Source organism: Gottfriedia sp. S16(2024), from assembly GCF_050473765.1.
In the GTDB taxonomy this organism is placed as follows: domain Bacteria; phylum Bacillota; class Bacilli; order Bacillales; family Bacillaceae_G; genus Gottfriedia.
In genome coordinates, this window is sequence record NZ_JBFLUO010000001.1 from 92,003 (window position 1) to 105,465 (window position 13,463).

At 32.8% G+C, this 13,463-nt stretch carries 10 protein-coding genes and 1 riboswitch; of the genes, 2 read left to right on the forward strand and 8 right to left on the reverse strand.

Features of this window, described 5'->3' with window-relative positions; all coding sequences use genetic code 11:
- Positions 1–66: 66 nt before the first annotated feature.
- Positions 67–176: riboswitch (TPP riboswitch) on the reverse strand.
- A 230-nt stretch (positions 177–406) separates the two neighbouring features.
- Complete coding sequence (gene racE, locus AB1282_RS00635) at positions 407–1,198, forward strand: glutamate racemase (RefSeq protein WP_056472443.1); 792 nt, start codon at positions 407–409, stop codon at positions 1,196–1,198.
- A gap of 82 nt (positions 1,199–1,280) precedes the next feature.
- Here racE and AB1282_RS00640 read toward each other — a convergent pair whose 3' ends face one another.
- Positions 1,281–1,724 (reverse strand): RrF2 family transcriptional regulator, encoded by a 444-nt coding sequence (locus AB1282_RS00640; protein ID WP_056472442.1) that lies wholly within the window; start codon positions 1,722–1,724, stop codon positions 1,281–1,283.
- A 186-nt stretch (positions 1,725–1,910) separates the two neighbouring features.
- Here AB1282_RS00640 and hmpA point away from each other — a divergent pair, with 186 nt between their 5' ends.
- Positions 1,911–3,155 carry an NO-inducible flavohemoprotein gene (gene hmpA, locus AB1282_RS00645; RefSeq protein WP_429898240.1) on the forward strand — a complete coding sequence of 415 codons (1,245 nt, stop codon included), beginning with the start codon at positions 1,911–1,913 and terminating at the stop codon, positions 3,153–3,155.
- 849 nt (positions 3,156–4,004) lie between these two features.
- Here the strand turns inward: hmpA and AB1282_RS00650 are convergent.
- From AB1282_RS00650 to sdhA, 7 genes are all read right to left on the reverse strand, one after another.
- Complete coding sequence (locus AB1282_RS00650; RefSeq protein WP_429898241.1) at positions 4,005–4,511, reverse strand: GNAT family N-acetyltransferase; 507 nt, start codon at positions 4,509–4,511, stop codon at positions 4,005–4,007.
- Between the two features lie 17 nt (positions 4,512–4,528).
- A complete protein-coding gene (locus tag AB1282_RS00655) occupies positions 4,529–6,208 on the reverse strand; it encodes a DUF2339 domain-containing protein (protein WP_429898242.1) in 1,680 nt (559 codons plus the stop codon).
- 223 nt (positions 6,209–6,431) lie between these two features.
- Positions 6,432–8,348, reverse strand: coding sequence for a threonine--tRNA ligase (gene thrS / locus AB1282_RS00660; protein WP_056472431.1), 1,917 nt, complete (start codon positions 8,346–8,348; stop codon positions 6,432–6,434).
- 404 nt (positions 8,349–8,752) lie between these two features.
- Positions 8,753–9,226: an acyl-CoA thioesterase gene (locus tag AB1282_RS00665; RefSeq protein ID WP_429898243.1), complete on the reverse strand. Its 474-nt coding sequence runs from the start codon at positions 9,224–9,226 to the stop codon at positions 8,753–8,755.
- Positions 9,227–9,428: 202 nt separating this feature from the next.
- A complete protein-coding gene (locus AB1282_RS00670) occupies positions 9,429–10,145 on the reverse strand; it encodes a hypothetical protein (RefSeq protein WP_429898244.1) in 717 nt (238 codons plus the stop codon).
- A gap of 771 nt (positions 10,146–10,916) precedes the next feature.
- Positions 10,917–11,678: a succinate dehydrogenase iron-sulfur subunit gene (gene sdhB, locus AB1282_RS00675; protein WP_056473098.1), complete on the reverse strand. Its 762-nt coding sequence runs from the start codon at positions 11,676–11,678 to the stop codon at positions 10,917–10,919.
- A 7-nt stretch (positions 11,679–11,685) separates the two neighbouring features.
- Positions 11,686–13,452: a succinate dehydrogenase flavoprotein subunit gene (sdhA, locus tag AB1282_RS00680; protein WP_056472420.1), complete on the reverse strand. Its 1,767-nt coding sequence runs from the start codon at positions 13,450–13,452 to the stop codon at positions 11,686–11,688.
- Positions 13,453–13,463 lie beyond the last annotated feature (11 nt).

Here is a 13,463-nt window from a genome sequence, read left to right on the forward strand (position 1 = left end):
TTTGTTTATACAAAAAGAAAACGCCCGGATATTAACCCGGACGTGAATGCGCTGTAAAAAACATATCTTAAAAGAGATACTGTTCCCTACGCTGGCATCACCCAGATCAGGTTCTAAGAGTCAACATCTTAAGGACGCTATCTCAGCCAGCAACACCGGCTCCTCCACATTTTTCTCATATATAAACTTTTCCTCATTAATATAACAGATAATGGTTGAATTTACGAATTATTTTTAACTTGCGTTTAATTGTTTTAATACTCAGTTAATAGGCGTAATAAAACTATGAAATTATAACATTTTTAAAAAGAGAATGATAAACAAAAATATCATTTCTTATAGTAAAATCTTATATGAATAAAGAATATACTACATCAACAATATTTAAGTAAAATGAGGGGATTTTTTGAATAAACCAATCGGAGTCATTGACTCAGGTGTTGGGGGCTTAACAGTTGCCAAACAAATTATAAGACAATTACCTAAAGAGGACATTTTATACTTAGGCGATACAGCAAGATGTCCATACGGATCACGACCATATACGGAAATTAGGGAATTCACTTGGGAAATGACTAATTTTCTACTGGAAAAAGATATAAAAATGTTAGTCATCGCCTGTAATACTGCAACTTCAGTCGTCTTAAATGAAATGCGGGAAAAACTTCATATCCCGGTCATTGGTGTTGTTCGCCCAGGTGCCAGAGCAGCAATAAAATTAACACAAAATGACCAAATCGGTGTCATCGGAACGAATGCTACTATTAATAGTAAAGCTTATCATTCTGCATTAAAGAGGATTAATGACAAAGTTTTAATTGAAGGTTTGGCATGTCCAGAGTTTGCTGGGATTGTTGAAAATGGGGACTACAATAAACCTGAAATATTTGATATTGTTAAGCACACTCTTGCACCGCTTATTGATTCAAATATTGATACCCTAATACTAGGGTGTACTCATTACCCACTACTCGGTCCAATTATTCAAAAAGTGATGGGACCATCGATCCAACTTATTAGCTCTGGCGATGAAACAGCTTTAGAGGTAAGTGCAATACTAGATCAACAAAATATCTTATCTAACTCCGAAATCACTTCACATGAATTTTTTACAACCGGGGATCCAACCATTTTTAGTAAAATAGCGTCATCTTTATTCCAAGAACCGATGGAAAACGTAAAATATATAAAACTATAGACCATACTAAATGAAAAAACCAACAAAGTAATCCTTTGTTGGTTTTTGTGTTTTTTTATTGCGTGCGCTCTTCAATGTCATATTATTCCTTTGTATTAATGGAAAAATAATCTTTAAGCATGGCATTGTTCTTTACAATATCATCCAATGTATATTGATCTAAAACTTGTAAAAATTGATCCAACGCTTTATTAAATATATGTTTTAAAGAGCAAACTGGTGTGATTACACAAGTATTGCCGTGCTCAAAACATTCTACAATATTAAAGTCTTCTTCAGTTTTACGAATTATTTCACCAATATTTATTTCTGTAGGTAATTTAGCTAAACGGATTCCACCGTTTCTACCACGTATCGTTTCGATATAGCCCATCTTTCCTAAATTATAAATTATTTTCATTAAATGGTTTTTAGAAATACCATAAGCTTCAGCGATGTCTTTAATATTAACTAATTTTTCACGTGGCTCAGAGCTTAGAAATATTAGTACACGAAGAGAGTAATCCGAATAAGTTGTTAAACGCATAACTTGTCCTCACTGTTTTATTTAAATTTAATCATAGCATAATTGTGAACATTTTTTAAACTTTTATGTATTTTTGCGAAAAAAATGACAAAAGAAGTATTTTACATATTGCTTTAAATAATTTCTAGGTCTAAGATAAAGATGTATTTACAATACTACTTTGAAACGTGATTAGGGGGATTTTTCATGCTATCTCAAAAAACAATTGATATTATTAAGTCAACAGTTCCGGTCTTAGAAGTAAAGGGTACAGAGATCACTAAAGTATTCTATAAAAATTTATTTACTAATCATCCTGAATTATTAAATGTATTCAATCATACAAATCAACAAAAAGGTAGACAACAAACAGCTCTTGCAAATACTGTTTTAGCTGCAGCACAAAACATTGATAAACTAGCAACAATTATTCCGGTTGTAAAACAAATTGCGCAAAAGCACCGCAGTCTTCAAGTTAAAGCAGAACACTATCCAATCGTAGGGCAACATCTACTAGGGGCAATTAAAGAAGTACTTGGTGATGCTGCAACTGATGAAATACTAGGTGCTTGGGCTGAAGCATATGGAATTATTGCTCAAGTATTTATCGATATCGAAAAAGAAATGTATGAAGCAGCTTCATCTCAAGAAGGCGGATGGTCTGAATTTAAAGAATTTAAAGTCATCGAAAAAGTTGAAGAAAGCGATGTAATAACATCATTCTACTTAGTTCCTAAAGATGATTCTTCAGTGCCTACTTTCTTACCAGGTCAATATATTACTGTTCGTTCACAAATTCCTGGTGAAGAATATCTATCTAACAGACAATATAGTTTATCTGATGCTCCAGGTAAAAATCACTTTAGATTTTCAGTAAAAAGAGAAGCTGAAGAAAACCAACCTCTAGGTAAATTCTCAAACTATCTACACAATCAAGTAAATGTTGGTGATACGTTAGAAATTACTGCTCCAGCAGGTGAATTTACTTTAAATACTGAAATTGATTCAGATGTTGTTTTCTTAAGTGGTGGTGTTGGAATTACACCATTGATCAGTATGGCTAAGTCAATTGCAAGTAATCAACCACAACGTCAAGTTAACTTCATTAGTGCTTCAAGAAACGGTAAATTACAAGCATTTGAAAATGAATTAAACCAATTAAAAGAGCAATTAACAAATTACAATTTATCATTTGTTTATGAGAATCCTTTTGAGGAAGATCTTCAAAACAATAACTTTAAAAAGCAAGGCTATATTGATGCCGAATGGTTAAATAACAATATTAAATCAGACAATGCAGATTATTACGTATGTGGACCAGTACCGTTTTTAAAAGCAATTATTACTAGTTTAAAAGAATTAGGTATTAAAGATACACAAATTCATTATGAATTCTTCGGACCAGCAATGAATTTAGATACTGAACCTAAAAGTCCTGTACAACAAGGTTAATATTTAGAAAGGATGCTCAATGAGCATCCTTTTTTTACGCTGTTGAAAAACAACTTTGTTACTTAAATTACCAAATTTTCGTAAAAGGAGTAGAATGATGTTGATTTCCACTACAGGATGCTCGCTTTCCATGGGGCGAGACCTGAGCCTCCTCGTCACGTTCGTTCCTGTGGGGTCTCAGCCTTCCCGCATTTCCCATAGGAGTCGAGCAACCCTCCGTTCCAATCAACTTATTCATCAAAAAAAGTCTCCATTAAAACCTATTCAAATAGCATTTACTTAGAGTATCCTATCAGTTGTTTATTAATCAGTTTGTATGTCAATTAATATCGAACATTATTTAATAAACTATTCAATTGAAATTGTTCTTCTAAAAATAAGCTCATAATATTTTTAACTTCAAAAACCATTACTAGTGTTATTTGAATCATAAAATTGCTCAACCATATTAAAATTTAAAACCATTAATAGATAGATCATCCAAAAAATGAATTTTAACATCAATAATGTTCTAATTAATATTTTTTCCCTATAGACCTTTTTATATTTCAACAAGCTGAGAAAGAATGCTCAATTTAGTGCTTCTTTTTATTTCCGTTCTAATAATACAGCCACTCTTTTTAAAACTGTCGGTATTGTAAAGCTACCAAAAATTGCGATTAGGTCACTTGAGTAGTATTTTTTTAGAGAGCCATATACTAAGCCGCTTATCATAAGATCGTACAAAACGAATCGACCAAATTCACGTTTAGTTATGACCATAAAGATGATAGATGTATTTCTTGTTGTAAGAATAAGCCCACCTTCTTCTAGAAAAATTAATCATTCTAATAAGCGAAAATCACTAATTTATTTTTTATCTAACATCCAATAATATTTTTCAATTTCTTCTTTTACTTTTATCATTCCAATTTTCTCTAAAACTCTAATAGAGGCGTGATTATAAATGGAACAAATTGCAGTTATTCTTGTAACATGATTTTGCTTCATTCCCCACTCACAAAAAGCCCTACCCATTTCAGTTGCATATCCTTTACCTTGATAACTAGGTGCGATACTATAACCTATTTCCATAATTCCAGTTTCATCAGGACCACCTTTAAATCCCATGTCCCCAATAATTACTCGATCTTTTTTATGAATAATTATTCCTTCATATTTTTCCTCAGTAGGGTGAGTTTGAAAACGAGAGATTTTATAAGGGAAAAGATTTTTATATACAAGAATTGGCCATCCATTAGCGAATGTATAAAATTGATTTTCAAATTCTAACTCTTTATTTCCACTTAAAACAGAAACCATGGCATCTGCTGTAAAAGTCATTAATAATAAGTTTTTAGTTTCAGTGATTAGCATTAACTTACTCCTGTATACTAAATTTTTTCGATTTTTTGACTACTACTTCCCTTAAAAAATATTCTAGAAATTACTAAACCAATCAAGCCAAGCAGTATAAATAAACCAGCTCTAACCATCAATGTAATATTTGGTAAATCTATTAATACAAGTTTTCCTAGTGTCAGTAATAATAAACCTATCCCAGTATATGTCCAAACTTTAAACTTCTTAATGTTACCAAGTATCATAGCTAAAATCGAAAGCAAGATCCAACTTATATTAATTAATAATCGAATCATATTGTCAGACTGATCTACCGCAATTATTTGAACAATTTGTGTTATAAAAGCAATCAATATAACCGTTATTAATAAAGAACTGCTTAATAAGATAAATTGCTTTTCATCTCCATTTTTATAAGCCAAAATTCCAATCGTAACTAGCGCTACAATTAGCACAAACCAATTCAACGTTTCAAAAGACCAAAAAGAATCTATTCCAACTGATAAAATGGATATGCCTACAGGAATAAATGTAAGAGCCGCTATAATTAATTTCAGCAGATCTCGAAATTTTAAATAAAATAAATAAGATGATACTGCTTGAATTATTAATACTGTACATAGTAAGTTTTCTGAAACACTATCCAAACATAGGAATGAAATGGCCAATATAAAATTAGTCGAAAATCCAAAGAAAAAATCCGATTTCTTTTTATAATAAAAAGTCAGGAATAAGTATCCTACACATAAAAAGATTAAAATCATTGTTCTATTCAGATCTTCAAATGCACTAAAGATCCAACCGATTGTTAAAATAAAACTAGTGTGAAGAATTAATACTTGCTTTTTAATAGCAAACTTAGATTTAATCAATATAGCTAGCAAACTAATATGCTGAACGAGAATACTTAGTGCGAAATATTCAATTCCATTCGTATTAAAATTAACTAAAGCAACTATTAAATAAGATAAATGCAATAATATTGCAGACGAAAGATAGATGAATTTGTATTTCTTAAATGTTGCATAAAACATAAAGCATAAATAAATCACTGTTTCATAGATAGAGAAAAATAAATAGTTTGGCGAATCACTTTTAACTAGGAATGGTACAAAAACGGCTCCTATTATACTTATTAATCCAATTACTTCTGACTTGTATCTATTCATAGAATAAAAACCAATACATACCCAAATAATTAAAAGGACAAATGCAATCGTTGATCCAACCATGAGATATAAATGATGCATAGCAAACGTAGTTAAAAATAATACTGGCAACACGCCACCAATTAATGATTGGCCAAGTGCTGATCGCTTAGCTTTCATTTGACGATTTCCGTACCAGAATAAAGCAATGGCGATAATAAATCCAATTCCTACTTTTGCATACTTGTTTAATACCCCATAATCTGATGCCGCTTTAAATCCCCACATTACTCCAAGTATGAAAATAAATATAAAAAATCTAGGTAACCACTTTTGGAAAATAAGTGCTTCATAATCAACCTTTTCATTTTCGACTGTTACTTTAACCTGTCTACTAACTGTTATTTGTGGTTTAGGATTATTTACTTTAGTTTGGCTTATTTGTTTAGTCTCGTTTGAAGTTTCCTTCGTAATTAAGAGAAATTCAATTTGTTTCTTCATTTCTCTAACTTCTTCTTCAAGCTTTTCTACCTTTTTTTGAAGATCTTGATTCTGATTATCCAACTGCATCACCTCCTAACATAACTATGTATTTTATTAAGACTAAATAACAAAAAAGACATCCTTCATATAAGTTCGATATTATTGAGTATTATCCTATTAAAATTTTTTTTGAAGTATGTTTTTGCAAATTTCGTCATATTTCCCAGAAAATAAAAACAATCGTTTTTAATTATATCGGTCAAATAAAAAAATCCTCTATTATAAAAATAGAGGATTTTTAAAATTAAAATAGAACTTTTTCTAATTTTTGTTGTTTGACCATTTCTAAGAAGCTCTCGAATGGTTGAGTACCGATATCACCTTCGCCACGTTTACGAATAGCTACAGTTTTATTTTCAACCTCTTGATCACCAACTACTAACATATAAGGTAATTTTTGAAGTTGTGCTTCACGGATTTTATATCCAATTTTTTCGCCACGTAAATCAGCTTCAACACGGATTCCTGCAGCTTTTAATTGATCAGCAAGTTTTTGTGCATATTCATTGTGAACACTTGAAATTGGTAATACTGCAACTTGAACTGGTGCTAACCATAATGGGAATGCTCCAGCAAAATGTTCAGTTAAGATTCCTAAGAAACGGTCAATTGAACCATAAATTGCACGATGGATAACAACTGGACGTTCTTTTTGGTTATCTTCATTAACATAAGTTAAATCAAATTTCTCAGGCATTTGGAAATCTAATTGAATTGTAGCACATTGCCAACTACGTTTTAATGCATCTTGAATATGGAAATCGATTTTTGGACCATAGAATGCACCATCGCCTGGGTTTAATTTAAAGTCTAAGTTCTCAGATTTTAGAACATTTTCTAACGCCTGTTCTGCTGAGTTCCATAACTCTTCTGAACCCATTGAATCTTCTGGACGAGTTGATAATTCTACTTTGTAAGTGAATCCGAATACGCCGTAAATTTCTTTAATTAAGTTAATTACTTCAATAATTTCGCCTTCAATTTGGTCCGGACGACAGAAGATATGTGCATCATCTTGAGTAAAAGTACGAACACGCATCATACCATTTAAGGCACCAGAGTATTCATGACGGTGAACTTGACCATTTTCACACATACGAACCGGTAGATCACGATATGAATGTAATTTATTTTTATAAACTAACATATGACCTGGGCAGTTCATCGGTTTTAATGCGAATTTTGTTTCATCAACTTCAGTAAAGTACATGTTTTCATGGTAGTGATGCCAGTGACCTGATTGCTCCCATAATCTTTGATTCATAATGAATGGAGTACGAACTTCTTTATAATCTTTTGAAGTTTGTAATCCGCGCTCATAATGTTCTAATTCATTACGGATAATAGTACCTTTTGGTAAGAAGAATGGCATACCAGGTGCTTCTTCAGAGAACATGAATAACTCAAGCTCTTTACCTAATTTACGGTGATCACGTTTTTTAGCTTCTTCTAATAAGTATAAATGCTCTTCTAATTCCTTCTTACTTGGGAAAGCAGTACCATAAACACGTTGAAGCATTTTATTATTCGCATCGCCTCTCCAATATGCACCAGCAACAGATAATAATTTAATCGCTTTTACACGGCCAGTTGTAGGAACATGTGGTCCACGGCAAAGGTCTACGAATTCACCTTGAGTATACATTGAAATAACTGCATCTTCTGGTAAATCACGAATTAATTCTAGTTTAAACTCATCTTCTAATTCAGTGAAGAATTTAATTGCCTCTTCACGACTAACCTCTGAACGAGTAATCGGTAAGTTTTCTTTAATAATTTTTTCCATTTCTTTTTCAATTTTCGGTAGGTCTTCTACTTTAATTGAAACTGGAAGATCAATATCATAATAGAATCCGTCTGCAGTTACTGGTCCAACTCCAAATGCAGCTTTTTCGCCTTTATATAGACGTTTTACCGCTTGAGCTAAAATATGTGCTGAACTATGACGCATCATTTCTAAGCCGTCTTGATCGTCTTGAGTAATTATTTGAACTTCGCAATCTTCAGTAATAGGTGTATTTAAATCCACTAACTTTCCATTAATTTTTCCACCAAGCGCTTTTTTCTTTAAGCTAATGGAGATTGAACCCGCGAAATCTTCAACTGTTGTATTTTGTTCCACCTCGCGAATTGATCCATCTGGTAATTTAATTGAAATCATTTAAGTTCACTCCTTTTTCATATTAATTTTGACAATAAAAAAAGAGCACACTCGTAGGGACGAATGTGCTCGTGGTTCCACCCTAATTTAATGTACACATAAATAAGTATACAAAATCTCAACGTTTTAACGGTCTACACCGATAGTAGTTACTTGTAAATAAATTACGTTCCCCACTATTGCTACAAGGTGGTAAGTCATTCAACGTATAGAGAATTCTCGCACCAAATGAATTCCTCTCTTACTATCGTCTTGAACGCTCGTGTCCTTGATCTTTGCTTTTCCTTATTCGTATAAAAGTATTATATAGAATGTCATTGAATTCTTCAAGTACTCTTAAGATAAATTTAATTGTTTGATCATTCTATTCAATCTTCAATCAGTATGTGACAATTTTACTTGTTTTAAACATTAACTACTGTATTCATTGTTTCATTTAATAATTTTTCTTTCCATTCACTTTTCCATTGTTCACTTCGTCCTATATGACGACTTATATTTACTAATGAATTTCGACCAGTAAAGCAAATTTCATTTTGAGGATTAATTCCCATATAGTGTAAATCAATCGATGAATTTCCTACTTTAGCAATTTTTACGTACACATCAAGTATTTCATTAAAAAATACTTGTCTTAGGTAATCACATTGTAAATCAGCGACAACTGGAATAAATTCACTATGATTTGCCGTCCATTCTTGCATAAGTCCTAAATATTTTAAATACTCAATACGTGCCTCTTCAAAATAAACGAATGGAACTGTATTATTCATATGTCCAAACATATCGGTTTCACTAAATCGAACTTTAATTGTAATCTTAAATGAAAACTCAGATTGCCATTCCTGTAAATTAGATACATAATTCATTTTCCCCATCGAATTTGCCCCCTTACTTTCTTTATTATATCATTAATTCCATTAAAGAATGAGTATTCATTCAGTTTTCAAGGAGGCAGGATGAAGGAAAAATAATGGATTATAAAATAGTAAAAGGTACCATTTAGAGAAATGTCTAATATCTTCTCTACTAGCCTTTTCTATCTTCTGCTCTCCCTTTCTTTACCCTAACCTAGTAGATTCAATAATTTTGATGAATATAATTTCCATGTTTGAATGTGATTCTTTTGAAATGATTGTTTCGCATCCAAGCATCAACACGTTTTTCAAAAAGCTCTCCCCCATAAATTGGGTACCTTTCTGATATAGGATTTTTTTCATTATATATTTTATTTTTAAAATCATTTGTCCTGATTAAGTAACATTGATCTGAAAATCCATAACCAATATAAAAATTTTCATCTTCATCTATTGATTCTTGTTTTGCCTCAAAAATATTTCCATTCCATACTGGATTTGCTACTTTGATTCTTTCATCTACTTGAAGTTTTAATAGTGATAAATCAATCCAATTAAAAGGCTTTTCTAAAATAGAATCGCTTGAAAAATGAAGTAAATACTCTGTGTTGCAAAGATAAATACTAACAAGCTCCGAGATAGAATAGTAATAACCGCCTTTGAAGCTCTCCTTAGTAACATCAAAATAATTAAGGGCTTCTTTTGAAAAATCATCAACTATTACATATGAGGATAAAACATTTCTTGCGATAAGTTTGTCTGCATGACGACCGACTTCCCTTACATCTTGTACGTTATTAATATATAAAATTTTTTCTTTAAATTGAAATTGATTATATTCAATCATTTTTTCTAAACGATCTGTCTTTAAGAGAATTTCCCAATCTTTTTCATAGCATTTCGTTTCAAATGTCACTTCAGACTGTTGCATTCCAATCAACCTCCGTTCGAAAGCAGTGAGTGGGGTAAGACACTTCACTTTGCTGCCTTTACTATTGATATGATTTGAAATGCGAGTTTATTAGAAGATATTTATTTTAATGCAAATAGAAAAAGCATGTCCTAAGGAATATGATTTTCACGCTGTTGAAATATAGTCTTGTCAAATAATAACCAAATTTTTGTAAAAGGAGTAGAGTGTGGTTGATTTCCATTACAGGATGCTCGCTTTCCATGGGGCGAGACCTGAGCCTCCTCGTTCCTGCGGGGTCTCAGCCTTCCCGCATTTCCCATAGGAGTCGAGCACCCCTCCATTCCAATCAACTTATTCATCAAAAAAAGTGGTGCGATAAAAGCTATCTTAATACCTTTACTTAGCGTAAAATAACAGTTTATTAATCAGGTTGTAAGTCAATTAAAATCTGAACATCAACATACAAACTAATTAATTAAAAATTATTTATCTAAATTTCCACTTAAAATTTTTACCTTCTGAAAAAATATTTACTATAATTTGTTTATTTAAATTGTTGAAACACATTAATTAAAATCATTAATAAATCGTCAAAATATGAATTTTAACATCAATAAAGTTCCACTTAATTTGTTCTCTCTAATACCTTTGTCAAATTGAAAAATGGTGCACTCACATGTTTCCATGTAGCTAAAGTAAAAGTGCTTTCCAATAGTTAATACATGTCACTTATTTTTATTTACCATATCATTTAGTATTAAAAAAAGCATGTCCCTAAGGAACATGCTTTTATAATTATTAAATTTCGTCGCTTCCAAAGAAGTCTTTGAAAGATTGGATTGTAGTTGCGCGGTTTAATGCTGCAATTGAAGTTGTTAAAGGAATACCTTTTGGACAAGATTGTACACAGTTTTGTGAGTTACCACAGTTTGATAGTCCACCGTCTCCCATAATTGCATGTAGACGTTCTTCCTTATTCATTTCTCCAGTTGGATGAGCATTAAATAAACGCACTTGTGAAAGTGGTGCTGGACCAATAAAGTTAGATTTACTATTAACGTTTGGACAAGCTTCTAAACATACACCACAAGTCATACATTTTGATAATTCATAAGCCCATTGACGTTTTCTTTCAGGCATTCTTGGTCCAGGACCTAAGTCATGCGTTCCATCAATTGGAATCCATGCTTTAACGCGTTTTAAAGAATCGAACATACGGCTACGATCAACTTGTAAGTCACGTACTACAGGGAATGTGCTCATTGGCTCAAGACGGATTGGTTGTTCCAATTTGTCGATAAGCGCTGAACATGATTGTCTTGGTTTACCATTGATAACCATAGAACATGCTCCACAAACTTCCTCAAGACAGTTCATGTCCCAAGAAATTGCAGTCGTTTCTTTTCCATTTGAATTAACTGGATTTTTACGAATTTCCATTAACGCCGAGATTACGTTCATATTCGGACGATAAGGGACAGTAAATGTTTCTTCATATGGCGCAGTATTTGGTGAATCTTGACGTTTAACGATTACAGTAATTGTCTTTTCAGCAGTCATTGTTCCATTATGCATTTGCTTTGTCCTCCTTCTTCTTAGAATAATCACGTTTTCTAGGTTGAATTAATGATGTATCAACATCTACGTAATGGAATAATGGTGAATTTGATTTCTCATCAAATTTAGCCATTGTAGTTTTTAAGAATTCCTCGTCATTACGTTCTGGGAATTCAGGTTTATAGTGAGCTCCACGGCTTTCATTACGGTTATATGCACCTAATGTGATCACACGTGATAAGTGAAGCATGTTTTCAAGTTGACGAGTAAATGAAGCACCTTGGTTACTCCATTTAGCTGTATCATTAATATTAATGTTTTGATAGCGCTCATAAAGCTCTTGAATTTTTTCATCAGTTTTTAATAAGCGATCATTAAATCGAACTACAGTAACGTTGTCTGTCATCCACTCTCCAAGCTCTTTATGAAGAAGGTATGCATTTTCTTTACCGTCCATTTTATAAATACGGTTCATTTTTTCTTTTTCTTCATTTGCATTTGATTCATATACAGAACTTGAAACATCATCTGAAGATTTAGCTAAACCATTTACGTATCTTACAGCATTTGGTCCAGCAACCATTCCACCATAAATAGCAGAAAGTAATGAGTTAGCTCCTAAACGGTTAGCTCCGTGCATTGAGTAATCACACTCACCAGCAGCAAATAAACCAGGAATTGTAGTCATTTGGTCATAGTCAACCCATAATCCACCCATTGAGTAGTGAACTGCTGGGAATATCTTCATTGGAACTTTTTTCGGATCATCACCTGTGAATTTTTCATAGATTTCGATGATTCCACCAAGTTTTACATCAAGTTCATGTGGATCTTTGTGTGAAAGATCTAAATAAACCATGTTTTCACCATTAATACCAAGCTTGTGGTCAACACATACAGAGAAAATCTCACGTGTAGCAATATCCCTTGGTACAAGGTTTCCATATGCAGGATATTTCTCTTCTAAGAAATACCATGGTTTACCATCTTTATACGTCCAAACTCGTCCACCTTCACCACGAGCACTTTCACTCATTAAACGGTTTTTATCATCTCCAGGAATTGCAGTTGGATGGATTTGAATAAATTCACCATTTGAATAAACTGCACCTTGACGATATACAGCTGCAGCAGCTGAACCAGTGTTGATAATTGAGTTTGTAGTTTTACCAAAGATAATACCAGGGCCACCAGATGCCATAATTACAGCATCCGCAGGGAAGCTTACGATTTCCATTGATGTTAAGTTTTGTCCAACAATACCACGACATACTCCTTCATCATCAACAACAACTCTTAAAAATTCCCAACCTTCATACTTTTGAACAAGACCTTCAGATTCGTAACGACGAACCTGCTCATCTAATGCGTATAATAATTGTTGACCAGTCGTAGCACCAGCAAATGCTGTACGGTGATGTTGCGTTCCACCGAAACGACGGAAGTCTAATAATCCTTCAGGCGTACGGTTGAACATTACACCCATACGGTCCATCATATGAATGATGCCAGGTGCTGCTTCTGCCATTGCCTTTACTGGTGGTTGGTTTGCTAAGAAATCTCCACCATAAATTGTATCATCAAAGTGCTCCCAAGGAGAGTCACCTTCACCTTTTGTATTTACCGCACCATTAATTCCACCTTGAGCACATACTGAATGTGATCGTTTTACGGGAACTAATGAAAATAAGTCTACTTTTGTGCCAGCTTCAGCAGCTTTAATTGTTGCCATAAGACCAGCTAATCCGCCACCGACGATAATTATTTTCCCACTCATGACTCTCTCTC

Excerpts from the sequence above, each read along its gene's own strand:
- AB1282_RS00640 (WP_056472442.1), bottom strand. The coding sequence starts at position 1,724 with ATGCGTTTAACAACTTATTCGGATTACTCTCTTCGTGTACTAATATTT.
- hmpA (WP_429898240.1), top strand. The coding sequence starts at position 1,911 with ATGCTATCTCAAAAAACAATTGATATTATTAAGTCAACAGTTCCGGTC.
- AB1282_RS00650 (WP_429898241.1), bottom strand. The coding sequence starts at position 4,511 with ATGCTAATCACTGAAACTAAAAACTTATTATTAATGACTTTTACAGCA.
- thrS (WP_056472431.1), bottom strand. The coding sequence starts at position 8,348 with ATGATTTCAATTAAATTACCAGATGGATCAATTCGCGAGGTGGAACAA.
- AB1282_RS00665 (WP_429898243.1), bottom strand. The coding sequence starts at position 9,226 with ATGGGGAAAATGAATTATGTATCTAATTTACAGGAATGGCAATCTGAG.
- sdhB (WP_056473098.1), bottom strand. The coding sequence starts at position 11,678 with ATGACTGCTGAAAAGACAATTACTGTAATCGTTAAACGTCAAGATTCA.
- sdhA (WP_056472420.1), bottom strand. The coding sequence starts at position 13,452 with ATGAGTGGGAAAATAATTATCGTCGGTGGCGGATTAGCTGGTCTTATG.